This window comes from Gordonibacter faecis (assembly GCF_030077735.1).
Classification (GTDB): domain Bacteria; phylum Actinomycetota; class Coriobacteriia; order Coriobacteriales; family Eggerthellaceae; genus Gordonibacter; species Gordonibacter faecis.
This window is the reverse complement of record NZ_JASJEU010000003.1, coordinates 353,229-372,349: the sequence shown is the minus strand read 5'-3', so window position 1 is coordinate 372,349 and position 19,121 is coordinate 353,229. Positions and strand designations below refer to the sequence as shown.

Here is a 19,121-nt window from a genome sequence, read left to right as displayed (position 1 = left end):
AGAGGGAAGTTTCGCGACGGTTACATAGAGGTAGAATGTCAACGCCAGAGGCAGCAGGCGCTATACCAGGGGCAAGGAAAGTTCCACCGTGAAGCCGTAGTTTGGCTTGCTTTCCAGCTTGAGTGCGCCGTCGTGGACGCGCGCGATGCGATCGACCAGCACCAGGCCCAAGCCATGTTCTTCGCCGTAGGAGCCGGCGGCGCTGCGGGCCGTGCGGGCACGGGCAAGGCGCGCTTCGAGGGCGGCCAGTTCCTCAGGTGTGGCGCCAGCACCGTCGTCGGCCACGCGCACAAGAGCGTGGCCGTCCGCAACGTGTAGCGACACCGCCACCGTGCAGCCTGTCTCGTTGTGCACCCGCGCGTTCGCGATGGCGTTTTCTACCGCGCGCGTGAGCAGGCGCTCGTCGCCAAGCACCACGGCCTCAGCCGCATCTTCGGCCACATCCAGCTCAAGGGGGTGCAGCTCGTCCAGTCCACTGTTCACGTGCCCGGCCACCACGGTGCGCAGAAGGCGCGGCAGGTGCACGCGCTCAAGGTGGAGAGGCTGCAAGTCGTAGTCGAGTTTCGAGGCGGTGTTAAGATCGGTCACGAGGTCTTTGATCTTGAGTCCCTGTGCGCGGATGACCTGGGCGCTTGCACGCGCTTCGTCGCTTGTGGCCTCGCTGGAAGCAATGGCGTCTGCGTAGCCTAGAATCATGGAGAGCGGCGTGCGGATATCGTGCGAGATGCCGCGAATCCAGTTCGCGCGTGCGGCGTCCTTCTGTTCGATGATGCCGCTTGTCTCGGTGATTTGCTGGCCGATGTCGCGTAGGTCGCCTTTCAGGTGCAGTTCGGCCGCGCGGCCCTCTGACAGCGCGTCGAGCGCTTCGGCGATGGGCCCCACCGCATTTTGCGTGCGCCGCCGCGACACCACGTACATCACAAACAGAATAGCCAGATCAACGCTGAATATGAGCAGCACGTACAGCGGCAGATTCGTAATGGTGGAGGTGGGGAAGGTCAGGCTTTCGTGCCAGTATTCGCCCTTGGGAAAGCCCACCACCAACAACCCATCGTCGCGGTTCCAGAAAAAGGTGGGGTAGCCAGCGAGATCGGCGTAGTGCGCGGCCATGGCGATGTCGTTGGGTGTAAAGACGCGCGGCACCTCGGTCGGCACGCCGTGGGACCAGGCCACATTCCCGTCGCCATCCACCAGCAGCGCCCAGGCGTCCTGTTCAGCGAGTGTTTCGAGGCCCTTCGGAGCGAATATCCACGCGCCGCCTTCGTCACGCGAAAGCGCCGCATCCACGGCGCGCACCGTGGTGACGGGCGTGCCGTCGTTGTAGTGTTCGTTCGATTCCCGGTAGGCAATGAGGGCATACAGGAAAAAGTCCACCACCACAATGAGAAACGCGAGCGCCATAAACAGTAGCAGCTGCTTCGTGAAAAACCGCGCGAGGTTGGGTGCCGCGCCGCGTCGCTGTTTCTGGTTCGCCCGCATCATGACTAGCCTCGTTTTACCAGCTTGTAGCCGAGGCCCTTCACGGTAACGAGCGAGACGGGCTTCGACGGGTTCGCCTCAATCTTTTCGCGCAGCCGCCGGATGTGCGCCATGAGCGAGTTCTCGTAGCCAAACGACGTACCCCAGCACGCCTCGCAGAGCGCGTCGATGGTCACAATGCGCCCGGCGTTGCGCGCGAGTACGCTTAAGATTTCGTGTTCTTTGGCCGTGAGCAGCACCGTTTCGCCGTCGGCGCGCTCCACCTCGGCCGTGGCGAAGTTTACGCGGCTGGCGTCCAGTTCAAGCAGGGGGCTTTCCTCCGCGTAGCAGCGACGCAGCACAGCGGCGATGCGCAGCACGAGTTCCTGGGGTAGGAACGGCTTGGCGATGTAATCGTCCGCGCCCAGGGAAAGGCCGCTCACGCGGTCGAAAGGCTCGTCCTTCGCCGTGAGAAACACTGCGGGCACGCGCGCGCAGGCAGTGCGTTGCCGCAGGTGGGAGAGTAGTTCGAAGCCATCCATGTGTGGCATCATTACATCGAGTATAAATAGTTGGAAGGCGCGCTCCGCATCAGCTGCGCATGCGTCAACGGCCGCGAGCGCTTCCGCGCCCGAGTGGGCCACGCTCACGCAGGTGAAGCCCGCGCCGTGCAGGATGGCAGCCACCATGTCTGCCAGTTCGCGCTCGTCATCCACAATGAGAATGCGCTTGTCGCGCAAATGCGCGTCCACCATGCCAAACCCACCCGCTGTCATCCGCAGCCTCCTTCTCTCATGTCCACTAGTATGCCACACCTTCGCCCCGCTCCGCATGCCACGCCCCCACGTGTAAGGCAGCCGCAAGGTTGCGCTCCCTTGTAAGGAAAACGCAAGGTGGGCGCGGGTGGGGTGTAAGGACGGCTTCGTAGACTGGGGTGCGACGAACAAGACGAGTGCGCCCCGGCGGCGCGCCGACGAGAGAGGAGCGAACATGAGCAACGGCAAACACGGCGCGACGACCGTGGTTGAGGTGCGCAGCATTAGCAAGCGCTATGGCACGGAGGCGCGCAAGCGCGCGGAGGCGAACGTCACGCAAGCGCTCGACCGTGTGAGCTTCACGGTGGCGACGGGTGAGTTTGTGGGCATCATGGGGCCGTCGGGCTCGGGTAAGTCTACGCTGCTCAACTGCCTGGCCACCATTGACACGCCGTCAAGTGGCCAAATTGTCATCGGTGGGCGCACCATCACCGATATGCGCGGCAAGGAGCTGAGCGACTTCCGCCGCAACGACCTGGGCTTCATCTTCCAAGACGCGAACCTGCTTGATACGCTCACGGCTTACGAAAACATTGCGCTTGCGCTCACCATCCAAAAGACGCCCGCGCGTGAGATCGACACTCGCGTGCGCGAGGCGGCACGCACCCTCGGCATTGAAGATGTGCTGGAAAAGCACCCCTTCCAAATGTCGGGCGGCCAGCGCCAGCGCGTGGCGGCCGCGCGCGCCACGGTCACGCGTCCGCACCTGGTGTTGGCCGACGAACCCACGGGCGCGCTCGACTCGAAATCGGCTCGCCAGCTGCTGGAATCGCTTGAGCGTCTGAACGCGCAGGGTGCCACCATCCTCATGGTCACGCACGATTCAATGTCGGCAAGCTACTGCGGGCGCATCATTTTCATCAAGGACGGCCGCCTCTATGGCGAGCTACGCCGCCAGGGTGCCGACCGCGCGACGTTCCACCACCACATTGTGGGCGTAGTCACCGACATGAGCGACGCCGAGGGCGAGGAGGTGGCGGCTCATGCTTGCTAAGCTGGCCCTTGGCAACGTCCGCAAGTCGGTGGCGGACTTCGGTATTTACTTCCTTACTATCATGTTGGGCGTGGCGGTATTTTATGCGTTCAACTCCATGACCGCGCAGCAAGGCGTGCTTGCGTTTTCCGAGACGCAGGACAAAATGTTCAGCTTGCTGGGCATGGTCATTGGTGGCGTGTCGCTGTTTATTGCGTTTGTGCTGGTGTTTCTCGTGGTGTACGCGAACCGCTTTCTCATTCGGCGGCGCAAGAAGGAATTTGGCCTGTACCTTATGATGGGTATGCGCACGGGCGACGTGGTGAAAATTGTCGCTCTTGAGTCGCTCATCGTGGGTGCGGCATCGCTTGTGGTGGGCTTGCTTGTGGGCTTTGGGCTGTCGCAGCTTTTGCTGTACGTGACCTCGGCCCTGTTCCAGGCCGACGTAGCCGACGCCGCCGGGTTCGCGTTCGTGTTCTCGGCCGACGCGCTCGTGCAGACGGTGGCCGTGTTCGCTGTCATTTTCGTGATTGCGGCCGTGCTAAACGCGCGCACCGTGGCGAAGGCGAAGCTCATCGACCTCATGCACGCCGCAGGCAAGAGCGAGGACATGAAGCTGACCAGCCTGCCGCTTTCGCTCGTGCTGTTCGCTATGTCGCTTGTCATCATTGGCGTGTCGTACAAGCTGCTCATCGACAATGGCCTTATGGAACCGTCGCCCCAGTTCGCGGCCGCCACCGTGCTTGTGTGCGTTGGTACAGTGCTGTTCTTCTACGCGCTGTCGGGCTTTCTGCTGAAGCTGGTGCAGCTGGCGCGCCCGCTTTACCTGAGCGGTCTCAACATGTTCACGCTGCGCCAGTTGAATGCCAAGGTGAATACCACGTTTGCGTCGCTTTCTATCGTGTGCCTGGTGCTGTTTTTGGCCATTACGAGCGTGTGCGGTGGCATTGGCATTAGAAATGCGCTGGTGAGTTCGATCGACGCGAGTACGGCCTACAGTGCCACGGTGTCCACGAACTTCGGCAGCTACAACGACGAAACTGGCTTTGTGCCCTCCGACCTGGGCGAATTTGGTGAGTTCGCCAAGCAGCAAGACTATGACGCGGTGGTCGGTTTGCGCGCCAGTGCGCAAACCCTCGGGCTGGGCGACTTCGACGCGCTGGTGGAAGGCGCCGCGCAGGTGGATTTGCTGGTAGACCCGCAGGATGGCCTGACCATGGGCGATGTGGAGGCGGCGAGCGGCCTCAAGCTCGCCGACTACGCCGGATCGGCTGTGAATAGCGGCTACGAGAAGTTTCCCGTATACGTGATGAAGCTCTCGCAGGTAAACGCCGCGTTGGAACTGGCTGGCAAGCCTGCGCTCACGCTGGGCGCGGGGGAGTGTGCGGTGTTTAGCGACTCCGACCTCACACGCGGGTTTTATGAGCAGGCCATCGAGCGCGGTACGTCCCTTGACGTGAGCGGTCACGCGTTCGCGCTTGCGTCCTTCCATGGTGACACGCTGCAAACCACGCCGATTCCCATGAATACGGGCGCGGTCGTGGTGCCCGACGATGCCATACCTGCCGACGCGGCTCTCATCCAGACCATGCTGAATGTGCAGTGTGCGAATGACGAGGACATGACGGCGTTCGGCGAGATGATGACCGCCGTGTCCGACACGAACGAGCCGAACACCTGGCCCATCACCATGGCGTTCACCCGCGCCGACGTGTACGACCAGAGCATCGGCCTGTCCACGGTGGTGTCGTACCTGGCCATCTACCTGGGCTTCGTGTTGGTGGTGGCGTGTGCGGCTATCCTCGCCATCCAGCAGCTCTCCGACGCCTCCGACAGCGCGCCCCGCTACGCGCTGCTGCGCAAACTCGGCGCGCCTGAGGGCATGATTTCCGGGTCCATCTTCGTGCAGGTGCTTGTGTACTTCCTGTTCCCGCTGGCCCTGGCCGTGGCGCACTCCTGCTGCGCGCTTGTGGTGGTGACCGATGTGGTGGCGGTGTTCGGCCACCTCGACATCACCGAAATGGCCCTCATGTGCGCCGCCTGCTTCCTCATAGTCTACGGCGCCTACTTCGCCATAACCTACCTAGGAGCCCGCAAACTAGCACGAGGGTAGCGGCAGAAAAGTAATGACAACGAAGGCGGGCCTCTCACAAAGAGCCCCGCCTTCGCCCTACAATAGGTGACGCGCTTCGCGCTATCTATTGCGCCTCATTGGCTGCCAAGTAAAAAGGCTTGGGTATCCGGATCTGAACTGTTCGGCATGAGAATAAGGTTTTCATTGGCGAGAATATAGTTTGGCAAAACGCGCAATATGGTCAGTTCTACTGTGCCACCTGGCGCAATGGTGACGCGAAGAGGATTTTCGGACGGCAAAACATCACCCGTTGCTTCGAAATCTAAATCATAACCAGTATGCACAATTTCAATTGTTCCATCGTTGTTCCGTATGACGAATGAGTAAAGCGCATCTGGTGACAGCGGAACTGCCGCATTACTGTGGTTGGTTACTGTTATTGTTGTTGAGGTATAACGATGGTCTGCGCTTGTGAGTGTGCCGTCTTCGTTGTAGCCATATCCGAACACCTCTTGCGAGCACTTATTCATATAAGCAAGGCCGTTAAGCCACCTATGAATCACGGAAGTGCAGTCTTTAAGTGCCTTATCGTTTGGAATCGTATCAGAAAGCACGAGGGACGCTTCTTTCATAGTTAGCTCGGCTGATAATATGTCAAGCTTTCCACCTGAATAATTCGGGTCCTCGTAGCGATAGGTGAAAGATATCTCGTTATTCGGCGTGACGAGCACTTCTTTGGGCAGAATTGTGTCGACACGCTCCCCATCTACCTCGGTTGTTGCATGAAAGGTATCATTCATGCGCGGGGAAACCATGGCGGGTAATACTTCATCGGCGCGATCGTTTGCGTTATCGAGTGGGAGGGGGAAAGGGCTATCATCAGCCTCAACTATAATTCCGTAGAGCGACCTCGCTGTCGATAAACCTTCCGCTTCATCAGACGGGGCAATCTGAGTAGTCAAGCAAACGCCGTTTTCGTATGTTAAAGTTTCAAAATTGGCGGCATGAAGAACGATGACTTGGGTTGAAACGCTTCCATCATTAAACGTGACGGTTACGGTAAGTTTTTCTCCGTCGAAAAGATCAATGAGCGGCGACAAGGGGTCATCACCGGAATTAGCGGGGACTTCGCCCTCATTTGTCCAAAACCCGAAATTTGTCGCGCCCGTTGTAATGCCGGGATCATCGCTTGCTGGGATGTCGATGGTTGAACCCATAAGCTTTGCAAGGCTTATTTTGGGTACGCCGTTCACCTGCTTCTGGGCAACAAAGTCGTAGTTCGCATAATATTCACCAGTACCACGTGCGTGGGGTTTCCAGCTTGCCAATTCCCCTCTGCGAGGATCGTCAGGGTCGGTTGGAACATCCTCATACGTGACACGATAAAGTGCTCCGCTCAACAGGTTTGCCTGTACGCGTGCGATTCCCTCTCCTTCCACGTGGAAGAGACAGCCTGTGAAAAAGCCACTCATTTGATAATCGTCGCCGCCTTGGAATCGGTAGCCCAAATCTCGGTCGAATGCCACGATGTTGTCGGTGCCAGGGTTGAGGGGCGCGCTTCCGTCGGCTGCGTAGGCGCGCACTGCGAAGCCGCAACGTTCAGTCGCCTCATCCAGCGCAATGGTAGGGGAGTTGTTGAGTGAGGAAACGAGGGGTGTACCAGCAGCGATAAGAGCGCCAACCACAAGGCAAGCAGCAAGCGAAGGAATCCAGCGACGGGTACGAACAAGCTGGGATTCTCGCCGAGTTGGGCGCTTGGTTGGCGTTGAGGCCTTGCGATGCTGTTGCGAACCGGTTTGTTGCGCAGCATTGTATGCGCGTTCTTTCAACTCCGGTGTGGCAACGATGCTTTCTTGGAGGGCTGCATACTGTTTGCGGAAGTCTTGTTCGTTCATTCGTGCGCTCCTAAGTCGAGTCGGAGAGCTTTGCGTGCGCGGTGGAGGTGCGAGCGGACGGTGGCGGGTTGTTCGCCGGTGATCTGGGCTATTTCGTCGGTTGAGTAGCCTTCGTAGTAATGCAGATGCACGGCGGCGCGCTGCTTACCTGAGAGGCGGGTCAGTGCCTGCGCCAGCGCGGCGTTGGCCAAGTCGCCCGCGTTTGGCGCTGGCGGGGCGGGAAGTGCGGCGGCGGTTTCGTCGTCGTAGACAGCGCGCTGCTTGCGCCAAGGGCTGCGGTGGAGGTCAGCGCAGCAATTCATGGTCACGCGCAACAGCCACGCCTTCTCGTGCTCGTCGTCGGTGAAGCGCGGGGCCGCCTGATACAGGCGCATGAACACGGTTTGGAACACGTCTTCAGCGTCGGATCGGTTGTCCGTGCGGTTCACCGCCAGCCGCAGCACGGTGTCGCCCCACCGGCTGAGGGAGGCTTCAAGCAGCTCGGCGCGCGCGTCGGCCCCGGCGAGCTGACGGCGCGCCGATGGCTCGCCGGTTGTGTCCGTGTCGTACATATTCTCCTCCATTCCTGCCCTCAACACGGAGAAGCGCGCCCGATTGTTGCAGGAGCAGAAAAGAATTTTGAAGCAAGCGAAACTACGCGAGCGAGGCTCCCAACTGGAAGGCCTCGTCAAGCGCGGGGTTGCCGGCGATGGCGCCGGCTTCGTACACGCCGCCCACCAGCACGCGCCCTCGGTCGCGCCAGCCCATGCGCTCGCACAGCGTGACGTAGTAGGAAATGATGGGCGCGAAGTTGCGCTCGGTGTTTTCCTCAGCGGGCATGATAAGCACGCACTCTTTGCCGCCCGACTCAGCGGCTGCCGCTGCCGCTTCGGCACCGCCGGCTGCCGCGGCGCACATGCTGGCTTCCATGAGCGCGAACAGGCGGTCGAGCACGGCCTTCTCCTGCGCGGTGAAGCTCCAGCAGTACATCGGCGAGGCCAACACCACCACGTCAGCCGCGCGGTAGGCGGCATAGATGGCGTCCATGTCGTCCTTCTGCACGCAGGGGCTGTTCACGTCGGCGCCGCCACCCAAGCAGCCGCGACACGGCGCAATGTCCATCAGCGCCACGTCAAAGCGCACGACGGTGCTGCCCGTCTGTTCGGCCCCCTTCGAAAACGCCTCGACGAGCGCCGCCGTGTTGCCGTGTTTTCGTGGGCTTCCGTTCAGCACCAACACATTCTTCCCCATGCCAAGCCTCCTTGTGGTGAGCGGTCTCTGCTGAAAGATTGTAGCGCGGCCCCCTTCGCCCGGCGCGGGAATTTGTAAATCGCGCACGCGACGCGGGGCGAGCCTGCGGCGGTGCCGCCTCCGCCCACTCCCGGTGGGCGTGCGCTCGCGCGCTCGTGGCTGTTGCTGGTCGCGCGCGGGAAGGGGAGGGGGTATACTGCTCTAGCAGACTAAAGCGCCGCGCGTCATTCGCCCTGTGCCCGCGCCCCGCGCCCGCGCTGCCGCAGACTTCGAGAAGGAGAAAACACCATGCGCTTCGTTCACTGCCTGAACAACATTTCCTCGCACGGCACCGATTTGCTCACAGACGCCTACGAACTCACCGACGACCCCGCGAACGCCTCCGCTATTCTGGTGCGCAGCGCCGCCATGCACGACATGGAATTTGGCGATGAGCTGCTGGCCATTGCGCGTGCGGGCGCCGGCGTGAACAACATCCCGCTCGACCGCTGCGCCGAGGAAGGCATTGTGGTGTTCAACACCCCTGGCGCGAACGCGAATGCCGTAAAGGAAATTGTCTTGTGCGCGTTGCTGCTGGCCAGCCGCGGCATTGTGGAGGGCATCGAGTGGTGCCGCGCGAACGCCGAGGACGAAAACATCGCGAAGGCGGCCGAGAAGGCGAAGAAGGCTTTTGCGGGCCGCGAGATCATGGGCAAGAAGCTGGGCGTCATTGGCCTGGGTGCCATCGGTGCCGAGGTGGCCAACACGGCCCTTGACCTGGGTATGGACGTGTATGGTTACGACCCGTACGTGTCGGTGGGCGCAGCCTGGCGGCTCTCAAGCGCCGTGCATCACGTCACGAACCTGGATGACTTGCTGCGCACCTGCGACTACCTCACCATTCACGTGCCGGCCGTAGAAGGCACCATCGGCATGATTGACGAGCGCGCTTGCGACCTCATGAAGGAAGGCGCGGTGCTGCTGAACTTCTCGCGCGATACGCTGGTGAACAACGACGCAATGGCCGCCGCACTGGCGTCGGGCAAGGTGGGTGCGTACGTGACCGACTTCGCTGTGCCCGCGGTCATGCAGATGGAGCGCACCATTGTGTTACCTCACCTGGGTGCTTCCACGGCCGAGGCCGAGGACAACTGCGCCGCCATGGCCGTGCGCCAGACGATGGACTATCTGGAAAATGGCACTATCAAGAACTCCGTGAACTACCCGGCCTGCGACATGGGCCCGGTGCCGGAGGGCCTGCGCCGCGTAGCCGTGCTGCACGCGAACGTACCGTCGGTCATTGCCCAGGTCACAAACGTGTTTGGTGATGCGGGTGTGAACATCGAGAACATGACGAACAAGGCGCGTGGCGAAAACGCCTACACGATGCTCGATCTGGACGCCGGCACCCCCGGCCACCCCGACGACGCCATCGACCGCCTCTCCGCCATCGAAGGCGTCCGCCGCGTCCGCGTCGTGCGCTAACTAGCGGCCCTTCGACGCGATCTCGCCTGCTTCTATAGCTTCTCCATTTGCGACGACCCTGGGGCTCCCCGGGGTCGTCGCCTCTTTGATGCCAACAAGCGGTACCTTCGACTTCAGTAGTGTTACCCACAGCACACCGGCCACCACCATGGTGCCCGTAATAATGGCACCTATTCCCACTACGAAGTTCGGCCACGGCAGCACCGCGAGTGCCATGCCGACGCTACCGACGGCCGTATTGGCAAAGTTAATGAGCGAGGATGCCGCTCCCGTGTCGCCCTCCTGCTGGGATAGCAGAATGTTGGTGCTGTAGGGTCGTATGGCCGATTCGCACAGCGCAAACGCCAGCATTATGATGCAGAACGCCACCGGCGAGGCTTCGCCCACTGCCAGCATACTGATGCCGGTCGCGAGGGCCACACCCAAAGCAAGGGAGGTGAACTTCCGCGCACTCACAAACTTTGAGGCGAACATCCAGATGAGCGGCCCGGTTGCGGTGAACAGTGCCGCCACCGCGAAATAGGCGCTGTATTCCAACTCGCTCAGCCCGAAAAAGGAAATGTAGACATAAGACCCCACGGCGATGTAGGCCATGAAGGGTAGGTTAAAGAGGCCTGCCACCAGCAGAAACCAGGTGAATCCGCGGTTTTTCGCCACGGTGCCCAAGTGGATGAGGCTTGAGGCCACCGAGCCGTGCAAGCACTCATGGGGTGGCAGGGTTTCTTCAAACAGCAGCGCCATGACGCCGCAGAATACTCCCACAAGGCTGAGCAGCCAAAACGTCATGCGCCAGTCGGCCACCTGCAGTACGAGCGCCCCCAGCACGGGCGCGAGCACGGGGCCCACCACAAACATGACCTGCACAACCGAGAGCACCGTTTCGCGCTTTTCTGGCACCACGGCGTCTTTGACTACGGCGGTAGACACGGCGCCAACTGCTCCTGCGCCGAGGGCCTGCGCCACGCGAAACGCAATGAGTGCCCAAATGGTGGGCGCGAGGGCACACAGTGCGCTCGCTGCTGCGTAGGTGGCCACGCCGGCGAGCAACACGGGTTTGCGCCCCAAGCGGTCGCTTACCGGCCCAAACAAAAGTAGCCCCACGGCGAAAAACAGGAAATAGCCCACGAGCGTGAGGTTCACCGTGCCCGCATCGGCGTTGAAATGCTCGGTCATATGGGGAATGGCAGGGGTGTACATATCAAGCGACAGGGGAGTGACCAGGCCCGTAATCACCAGAAGCGCAATAAGCCCTGCTGGCCCCAACCGCCGCTGCGGCTGAACCAGCCACAAATTCATATTCGTCATAGCGCATAGCTCCTCGGTACTGCTTCGCTCACTTGAGCGTATCTTTCTCGTTTATAGTAGCTCATCACTCAACTAAAAGAGGGAACAAGCCCCGCACATAAAAAGTTTTGCCGGGAGAAGAAAGCGAGCGCGGAGGTGGTCGCTGCTGGCAGTGTAGAAAGAAAGCCCCTTTTCATGCGCTACTATCAGTGATAGTATTACAAGAGAAAGGAGACTGCTTATGGCGAGTACGTCAATTGAAATAATGATTTTAGGCGCGCTCATTGAGCGGCCGATGAGCGCATATGAGATGGATAAGGTGCTTGAAGAGCGCAATATTCGCCGTTGGATTCGCATTAGTTCGCCGTCGGTGTATCGCAACGTCATTCGCCTCTGTGAGGAAGGGTACACGGAAGGTACCCTGGTCAAAGAGGGGGAGATGCCCGAAAAAACGGTGTACACCATCACGGACAAAGGCCGAGAGCGCTTTGCTGTGCTGATGGAGGAAACGGCGGCCCTTCCCGCGCGCGTTGACTTCGGCTTTTTGCCCGTGTTGGCGAATATCTCTCTGGTGGACGAGAAGACCGGTCGGGCACTCATCGACGAACTGATTGAGACGCACCGCGCCACCGCCGAGCGGGTCGATGGCCTCATTCCCTCGTACGACCGTTTAGAAGCCCGCGCCACCATGGAGTTGTGTTCGGCGACCTACCGTCTCGTTGCCGAACACCTTGAGCACTTCAAGAAAGACCTGTACGGCACTCCCTAGCCCGAACGAATGTTTCACGTGAAACATTCGGACCGTTTAGATGAACCACAATCCTTTGTCTGAGCACCGTAGTCGCTACCTGTTGTCATCCTGAGCGGAGCGCCGAAGGCGCATAGTCGAAGGATCCCGTGCGGCGCCAGCAGGAAGTCTCCCGATTGGCACCGCTCGGGATCCTTCGACTACGCTCACTACGTTCGCTCCGCTCAGGATGACAATTTCAGAGACAAGCCGGATTTCTCCCGGCTTCTTTTTCAGATAGTAACTATCACTGATAGTAGTATAAACGATAGGAGAAAGTTCATGGAACATTCGCACCACCAAAAAACCGCACCCGCAGGATCCACCGTCGCGGTGCTTGCGGGGTTGGGCCTCAGCTTGTTTATGGCCGCGCTTGACGCCACCATTGTGAGCACCGCCATGCCGAAAATTGCTGGCACCCTGGGCAGTTTCGATCACTACACGTGGCCGTTCACCTCGTATTTGCTCACCTGTACGCTGGCGACGCTCTTATGTGGCGCTTGCGCCGCGTGCTTCGGGCACAAGCGGGTGTTCGCTAGTGGCATTGCAGTGTTCGCGCTCGCGTCGGTGGGCTGCGCGCTGTCGCCGAACCTCGATACGCTCACGCTGTGGCGCGCGGTGCAGGGCGCGGGGGGCGGCCTGGTGGAGGCGGGCGTGTTCATCGCGATGGCCGAACTGTTTGAGCCGCGCGTGCGTGGAAAGTACATGGGCATCATTTCGTCCATGTACGGCCTGGCCAGCATTGCCGGACCCCTTGCAGGCGGACTGATAGCCGATGTGATGGGTTGGCACTGGATCTTCCTGGTCAATGTGCCGCTTAGCGTGGTGGCACTCGTGCTGGTGGTGCGGTTTCTCCCGGGCAAACAGGTCTATAAAGCGCACGCCTTCGATCTTCCTGGAGCACTGTGCGCAACAGGCGCAGTAGTGCCGCTTACGTTGGCATTTAGCCTGACGGGAAGCGTGTTTTCCTGGTGGTCTGTACCGTTTTTTGGGCTGCTCGCGCTTGCGGGCGTGATGTGCGCGCTTCTTGTGTTGGTAGAGCGCCGACGCGAGCATGCCATTGTGCCTCTGCGGTTCTTCCGTCACGCGCAGATGAACGGCGCGCTCGTGTTGAGCTTCTGCTCGCAGTTCGCCTTGCTGGTGGGGGTTATGTTCATGCCGCGGTTTGTACAGGAGGGGATGGGGATGTCGTCGACCACGTCGGCGCTGGCCACCATCCCCATGACGCTTGCACTGGTGATTGCGAGCGCCTCGGCGGGCCGCGTGTTCGGCGCGTGTGGGAGAATGCGCGCCATCAGCCGCGTCGGGTTTCTCGTGCTGGGTGTTGGTGCGGTGCTTTTGTGTCTCGTGGGGCCATCCACCGGGATGGTGCAGCTTGCCTGTTCGTCGGCCGTGCTGGGGCTTGGCATTGGCATGAATATGCCCATGACGAACATCGCAGCCCAAACGGCAGTCGAGCCGCGCGACAGGGGAAAGGCGACGTCACTCGCTCTGTTCTTCCGCGGTGTAGGCGGCACGGTAGGCTCAGCCGCCTGCGGTGCCGCAGCTGGCACCTCGTTTGTCGACAGCGCACCTGCCGTATTCACCCTGTGCCTCGCCGCCGCCCTCATAGGCACCGCCGTAGCATCAACCCTCCCACGCTTTATTAAACACCAAAGCGCTCCACAACAAAGAGCCCATGAGGCGAGACAGGCGTGAGCGGTGCTAGCAAAATAATTTCAGCGTTTTTGAATAACGAGATCTAGTAACTGTTCTAAATGACTTGTGCTTACATGCATGGATTCTATATAGGCTTCGCATAATTCATCAGGATCTATGTCGTAGAGGTGCAGGTCCCAACCAGCGTTTCTTGCTAGCTGGTTAGCGAAAACGCGCTGCGCTCTCCCGTTGCCCTCCCGAAAAGGATGAAGGGCATTGATCTCGGCGCAGTAGTAAGCCATTTTTCTAATGAATTCTTCCCTGGTAAGTTCTTTGAGATATCGGTCAGCTTTAAGTTTGCCGAACAATTCATCGGAGTACGGGACGATGAACTCCGGGGCGCAAAACAAGCTGTTTCCCTTTGAAATAAAGCCCTTTGCTCGCACTTTACCCACCCATGGATAAATCTCTATAAAAAGAGCTTCATGAATCGCGCAGAGGTGATTGAGATCAAAGCTTCCGGGAATAGGGTGAATGTCAAGCTCGACAAGCTTTGCGCCGGTGATTGCTCGCTCAACGTCGGATAATTCTTTACGATCTCTAATCCCGAAATTGTTGACAAGGATATCGGTTCCAGAATAGAGATAGGAATCATCCTTATCATAAGAGTAATCGTACTCTCGGTCAGGCATACTTGCGGCCTAGCTTTTTGGCGTCCGTCACATAGCGTGACACCAGATCAGAAAAGGAAAACTCACCAGAAAGAACCTTCCGCAGATTATCTTTTTCAACATCTGTCATATAAAGTCCCTCAACTTCGAGTGAGCTTGAGGCTTCTTTGATGTGAGTTTCCATTTGTTGATCAATCATTTTTCCTCACTTCGTATCAAGATAATTCTACCAAAGAGACATGAGGAATACGTGACGAAAATCGAACGGTACAATGTTGCTAACGCTTCGATTTTAGAAGGGGGTGGGCTATTTTAAAGCCTTTTTTCGTCGATATTGTCGGGCACTTTTGGCTCGTTCTTGGCAATCCTTGGAACAGTACTTTTTCTTATCTTTTCTTTCGTTCTCGGCAGAGAAATAGCGTCCACAACGAGCACATACCCCCAGCTTACCTCGTGAAGCATCTTGACTAAGATCGAACCAAAATCTTTCAAGAGGATTTCTGAAAACGGGAGCAAATATCTTGGTATGGAGTTCATCCATTGCTTCTTTGCTTCTATAGGAAGGAGTCGACCAGTCGAATCTGATCCCGCGAGTGTACCAGCTTGTCATCGCCCTAAAGGTTTCAGATATCATTTTCAAGCAATCCTCTTTAGAAAATTTCCAAAAAAGGCTTGGACGAAGATGGTAGTACTCACTATGTGTCGGTTTTATATCTTCGATACGTAAGTCAACTACAAGACACTGCACCTCGCTCTTTCCGTAAGACTTCTTCAGCCAAAAAGAGTTCCAATATTCATCTGGAGTTTCTTCATACATCGCTTCCGGAGAAAAAGTATGCGCTGAGCTTCCAAGGTGTTCAGAATACCCTTTATGCATCCCACCCAGCCAAGGCCTGGTGACTCTAAACAGTTGATCCTTTTTCTCCCTAAGAGCTACTGAAATAAAAATATCAGAGTCAAGTACATTTACTTTAGCCCTTCCATCTACAACACCAATACATTTGATTGCAAAAGCAAGGTCGCTTGCTGCCTGTTGCCATAGCAGAGCATCCTCTTTAATTATCTCTTCAATTGGTTCGCCCATTTTAGCTGGCAATAGCGGTCCAATTTTTTCCGCAAGACCAATTATTTCTTCTCTTTTTCCAATGGCGAACGGCGATGGGTATAAAAATTCTGGAGGAAGAAGTTTGTCCCATTGTTCTTTTCCGCTCACCATAACGATATCCCCAGCTAATAAATTCCAATCCACAATGGGACTTATCAAATTTGCTAATTAGATATAAGAACCGAGGTCAGCATTTACGTCATCTATGGCACGATCCAAAGGTTCATATACAAAAGAAATGCTATTAGAATCGCGATGATAGTCTGCTTTAAAAGACGCTATCATTTGGCCAATACTTTCATCGAACCCAATTCTACGGATTTCTTTTTCCATGTGCTTCTCCAAAATATACTGCTAATAACACCTTTGCAGAGTACTTCAAATAATGTGAAATGTAAAAGAAGTTATGGGCACAACGGATTACTTCCCTTTGTGAAAAATGGAAGGCAAAAAGGAGGTGCTGATGAAGTTCGGGTTCAAATTTTCTTTCTTATTTGAAAGTAATTTTCGCATTACAAGTAAAGAGGATGAGAAAGGGGATAGCAAAGAGAAGCCAAAATTATCATTTCTAAAGTACTTTCTCGGATTAATCATTCCAATTTCGGTTAACTTTCTAGTACAAGGATTTCTTACACCTAATTGAGTTTCTTTCATGGCTACTCATATAAGACTTTTCGACAGCACCACCTAATTAAAAGTGTATCAATATTTCAAAATCAGAATTTTTGGTATAACGCCATCAGATCAGAAAGCTATATCCATAGATACGGACCTTTGGCAATCAATTATTAATCGATGCAGAGATTGTGAGTGGGTGGAAGAGTCTGCTAAACGTTTGGTCTAAGGGGGGGGGTCACTCAAGTACTACTCCCTGATAAAAGTAGACCTGGAATGACTAAGGAAGAGTAAGCATTTGATGAATTATGAAATAATCTGGTTGAGAGACAAACCTGAAACTATAGAACAAGCTTCTCAATGATTTTACGAAAAATGGAGCATCCCTTTAGAAGCATACTTAGAAAGATAAGCGTTGTAAAGGGATGGCGGGACGCTACTGTAGTATGTTTATTCAAACATGAACGAATACGCAATTGATATTTTATATCTTATAACGAACCACGCTTCATTTTATGAACACTACGGTTGGGAATATTTTTGCACGTCGTAAGATAAGGTAACCCTTAGCAAGACGAGACTATATGTTCACCGAGCGTAATAGCGCTTCGTGTCGTCTGAACAGCGAATTTTTAGACGAATGGTACAATTGAAGACAGAAGGAACCGTACTGAAATAGGTTTATCTAAACTGAGAGCACTCCGATAATAAGGAGAGTGGCGCTTATGAGCATTATTGAATATACCCTCATGAATAAAAATAGGCCGGTGCTTGATTTCCAGTACGACCTTGAAACGCATTCTATAGCCAAAATCACGGACATCCATCATCTTGACTTCGCGCCCCTCGCCATATTCAACCCTGGGGGCGAGGTTGAGCGAAAGCGAGTCAACGATTGGTGGAAAAATCGCGCCATACCTGCATCTCGTGCGCAGATAAACCAGCTGAAAGATAAGCTAAAAATTGAGAGCACCCTTGTTCTTGCGGAAAAAAACTTCGGGCTTTCCCTGTCCGATCGCTACTGGATAAATGATCCAGCTAATCCACAAAAGTGGGATGAAATCAATTTCTTCGACAATGACTTTTCCGACGATTTAGGACTCATTACGTTAGGGCAGGATTCTTCTAGCTGGAAAGACCACCCTGATTTGATGTCTCCTAATTCAACGGTTGACGGGGCGCTCGACAAGAAATGGGTTATTCAAGAGGGGAAAAGACTCCTGGTCAAAAGCGGTAGCGGCTTTATCAACCAAGAAGTGTATAACGAAGTTATCGCAACGCATCTGCATCGCCGTTTGTTGCAGGAGCAGGAGTATGTTTCTTACGACTTCTATAGTGAGGCCAACAGAATTTATTGTGCCTGCGAAAATATGCTCAGAGATGACGAAGAACTCATTCCCGCTTGGCATCTTATAACAAGCAATAAAAAGCCAAGCTCGATTAACGACTATCAGTTCTTGGTGAGTTGTTACGAAAAACTGGGGCTTGCGAACATCACTGAGACACTTTCCAAAATGTTTGTCTGTGACTACCTTTTGGGTAATTTTGATCGCCATTGGAGAAATTTCGGTGTTATTAGAAATGTCGAAACGCTGGAATTTACTCGGATAGCGCCCATTTTTGACACTGGAAATAGCCTCTGGTGCGATAAGCCCTCGTTGGATGCACCCATCGACTATGAATACGAAGCAAAACCTTTCGCTCATACAAAAGATCCAGAAAAACAGCTTGCCATTCTGCAAGACTACGCCTGGATTGATGCGAGCGCCTTGGAGGGCTTCGCTCAAGAAGCAGCTGAGATTTTGCGTCAAAACCCCAACATGCCACCAGCACGTATAAAGAAAATCGAAGCAGAACTTGAACGCAGGAGCAAAAGAGTGGTCTGAGTGGTGATACAGAACCTTTTTAAAAAATAGGCATTTAGTATAAGAAACACGGTAGTCAGTTCTGTACTGTTCGCTATTAACAACAAGAGGCAGGGCAAATGGATTTAACCTATTTAGAAGAACACTCAGTATTTATTGAGCTCACTAACCGAATACATGGTGGATATGGATGGGAATTTGGGACGTGTCTCTGGAGCCCATCGTGCTCCAGAGACGGTCGCGATCGCTGGAATGTGATGCGCGAGGTCCAACAGGGTGATCTAATAATCAGCTGTCTGAAAGAAGGTATGCAGCATTTTGCGGGAATCTCGATAGCTGGCGGCGGATACATCGAAACTGACGATGAGCCCACTATTCCCGGCAAATGGGCCAAAGAAAACGGGTATACACACTACTACAAGATTCCGCTAATTGGGTTTAGCGAATTTGAGAACAAGCTGGAACTAATGACATTCATTCAAGAAAGATGGGATAGCCTTCCAAAAGACTTCGATTCTTTTTATACCAAAAACCGAGGAGTAGCCCAAAAATATTTAACAAGAGTTCCTAAAGCAATCTTTTTCTTAATCAAAGAATACTTAGAAGAGAATGGGGTCGGATTATTTGACAACATTTTAATAAAAAATGAAGAAGACTCCCTGCCTGAAGAAATCTTGAAGGATTCACGACTTCCCAAGGTTACACAAACGGTCACAAGATGCGTAAGAGACACTAAACTTAGCAAAAACCTAAAAGACAAATACAAAAACGTGTGTCAGATATGCGGAAAGAGTATTTTATTGCCTAGTAAAAGGAGCTATTCGGAGGGCCATCATATACGCCCGCTTGGAGCGGGGCATAATGGTCCAGATGTGAGAAGCAATATAATGGTCCTATGCCCAACACATCATGTCGAATTCGACTACGGCTGTATAGCGATAAATCCCTCAAGTGGCCGAATAGAGCATATTGACTCATCTAACGAATACCACAATAGGCATCCTTTTTACGACAGAGAAGAGCTCGACAGAAGCTTTTTTGAGTACCATTATCAGTTTATCTTCCGGCACTAACAGCTGAAACAGTTGACTTAGATGGTGATAAAAGGTTTTAGGTTATTACACCTAATTAGAGAAACTAAAAAGTACCGTTTTTGATGGTGCGGGCGAAAGGACTTGAACCTTCACACCTTTTGGGTACCAGAACCTAAATCTGGCGCGTCTGCCAATTCCGCCACGCCCGCACGG

General features: G+C 55.3%; 17 protein-coding genes and 1 tRNA gene. 7 read left to right on the top strand and 11 right to left on the bottom strand.

Features of this window, described 5'->3' with window-relative positions:
* Positions 1-60: 60 nt before the first annotated feature.
* Complete coding sequence (locus QNJ86_RS01905; RefSeq protein WP_283830878.1) at positions 61-1,482, bottom strand: sensor histidine kinase; 1,422 nt, start codon at positions 1,480-1,482, stop codon at positions 61-63.
* Between the two features lie 2 nt (positions 1,483-1,484).
* Entirely contained in the window at positions 1,485-2,234 is a 750-nt protein-coding gene (locus QNJ86_RS01900) for a response regulator transcription factor (RefSeq protein WP_283830877.1), read from the bottom strand.
* 214 nt (positions 2,235-2,448) lie between these two features.
* Here QNJ86_RS01900 and QNJ86_RS01895 point away from each other — a divergent pair, with 214 nt between their 5' ends.
* Together QNJ86_RS01895 and QNJ86_RS01890 are read left to right on the top strand one after the other, a co-directional pair.
* Positions 2,449-3,267, top strand: a complete 819-nt coding sequence (locus tag QNJ86_RS01895) for an ABC transporter ATP-binding protein (protein WP_283830876.1) — start codon at positions 2,449-2,451, stop codon at positions 3,265-3,267.
* Positions 3,257-5,359: an ABC transporter permease gene (locus QNJ86_RS01890; RefSeq protein ID WP_283830875.1), complete on the top strand. Its 2,103-nt coding sequence runs from the start codon at positions 3,257-3,259 to the stop codon at positions 5,357-5,359. Before QNJ86_RS01895 ends, QNJ86_RS01890 begins: the two co-directional genes overlap by 11 nt.
* A gap of 95 nt (positions 5,360-5,454) precedes the next feature.
* Here QNJ86_RS01890 and QNJ86_RS01885 read toward each other — a convergent pair whose 3' ends face one another.
* The 3 genes from QNJ86_RS01885 to QNJ86_RS01875 all read right to left on the bottom strand — a co-directional run bounded on the left by QNJ86_RS01885 (position 5,455) and on the right by QNJ86_RS01875 (position 8,445).
* Positions 5,455-7,215 carry a hypothetical protein gene (locus QNJ86_RS01885; protein WP_283830874.1) on the bottom strand — a complete coding sequence of 587 codons (1,761 nt, stop codon included), beginning with the start codon at positions 7,213-7,215 and terminating at the stop codon, positions 5,455-5,457.
* A complete protein-coding gene (locus QNJ86_RS01880) occupies positions 7,212-7,766 on the bottom strand; it encodes an RNA polymerase sigma factor (protein ID WP_283830873.1) in 555 nt (184 codons plus the stop codon). Before QNJ86_RS01880 ends, QNJ86_RS01885 begins: the two co-directional genes overlap by 4 nt.
* Positions 7,767-7,848: 82 nt before the next feature.
* Positions 7,849-8,445, bottom strand: a complete 597-nt coding sequence (locus QNJ86_RS01875; RefSeq protein WP_283830872.1) for a flavodoxin family protein — start codon at positions 8,443-8,445, stop codon at positions 7,849-7,851.
* A 288-nt stretch (positions 8,446-8,733) separates the two neighbouring features.
* Here QNJ86_RS01875 and QNJ86_RS01870 point away from each other — a divergent pair, with 288 nt between their 5' ends.
* Positions 8,734-9,909 carry a 3-phosphoglycerate dehydrogenase family protein gene (locus tag QNJ86_RS01870; RefSeq protein WP_283830871.1) on the top strand — a complete coding sequence of 392 codons (1,176 nt, stop codon included), beginning with the start codon at positions 8,734-8,736 and terminating at the stop codon, positions 9,907-9,909.
* Here QNJ86_RS01870 and QNJ86_RS01865 read toward each other — a convergent pair whose 3' ends face one another.
* Positions 9,910-11,214: an MFS transporter gene (locus QNJ86_RS01865; protein ID WP_283830870.1), complete on the bottom strand. Its 1,305-nt coding sequence runs from the start codon at positions 11,212-11,214 to the stop codon at positions 9,910-9,912.
* Between the two features lie 220 nt (positions 11,215-11,434).
* Between QNJ86_RS01865 and QNJ86_RS01860 the strand changes: the two genes are divergently transcribed.
* Positions 11,435-11,962 carry a PadR family transcriptional regulator gene (locus QNJ86_RS01860; protein ID WP_283830869.1) on the top strand — a complete coding sequence of 176 codons (528 nt, stop codon included), beginning with the start codon at positions 11,435-11,437 and terminating at the stop codon, positions 11,960-11,962.
* A gap of 300 nt (positions 11,963-12,262) precedes the next feature.
* A complete protein-coding gene (locus tag QNJ86_RS01855; protein ID WP_283830868.1) occupies positions 12,263-13,678 on the top strand; it encodes an MFS transporter in 1,416 nt (471 codons plus the stop codon).
* 20 nt (positions 13,679-13,698) lie between these two features.
* On the opposite strand, the gene QNJ86_RS01850 is transcribed toward QNJ86_RS01855, so the two are convergent.
* The 4 genes from QNJ86_RS01850 to QNJ86_RS01835 form a co-directional block, all read right to left on the bottom strand.
* Positions 13,699-14,310, bottom strand: a complete 612-nt coding sequence (locus QNJ86_RS01850; RefSeq protein WP_283830867.1) for a Fic/DOC family protein — start codon at positions 14,308-14,310, stop codon at positions 13,699-13,701.
* Complete coding sequence (locus QNJ86_RS01845) at positions 14,303-14,488, bottom strand: hypothetical protein (RefSeq protein ID WP_283830866.1); 186 nt, start codon at positions 14,486-14,488, stop codon at positions 14,303-14,305. The genes QNJ86_RS01850 and QNJ86_RS01845 overlap by 8 nt, the downstream gene beginning before the upstream one ends.
* Before the next feature lie 108 nt (positions 14,489-14,596).
* Entirely contained in the window at positions 14,597-15,538 is a 942-nt protein-coding gene (locus QNJ86_RS01840; RefSeq protein ID WP_283830865.1) for a hypothetical protein, read from the bottom strand.
* A gap of 24 nt (positions 15,539-15,562) precedes the next feature.
* Positions 15,563-15,727, bottom strand: coding sequence for a hypothetical protein (locus QNJ86_RS01835; RefSeq protein WP_283830864.1), 165 nt, complete (start codon positions 15,725-15,727; stop codon positions 15,563-15,565).
* A gap of 1,007 nt (positions 15,728-16,734) precedes the next feature.
* On the opposite strand from QNJ86_RS01835, the gene QNJ86_RS01830 reads away from it, so the two are divergent.
* A complete protein-coding gene (locus tag QNJ86_RS01830; RefSeq protein WP_283830863.1) occupies positions 16,735-17,895 on the top strand; it encodes a HipA domain-containing protein in 1,161 nt (386 codons plus the stop codon).
* Positions 17,896-18,182: 287 nt separating this feature from the next.
* Positions 18,183-18,947 carry an HNH endonuclease gene (locus tag QNJ86_RS01825; protein ID WP_283830862.1) on the top strand — a complete coding sequence of 255 codons (765 nt, stop codon included), beginning with the start codon at positions 18,183-18,185 and terminating at the stop codon, positions 18,945-18,947.
* Between the two features lie 84 nt (positions 18,948-19,031).
* Here the strand turns inward: QNJ86_RS01825 and QNJ86_RS01820 are convergent.
* Positions 19,032-19,117: transfer RNA gene (locus tag QNJ86_RS01820), tRNA-Leu, on the bottom strand.
* Positions 19,118-19,121: the final 4 nt, after the last annotated feature.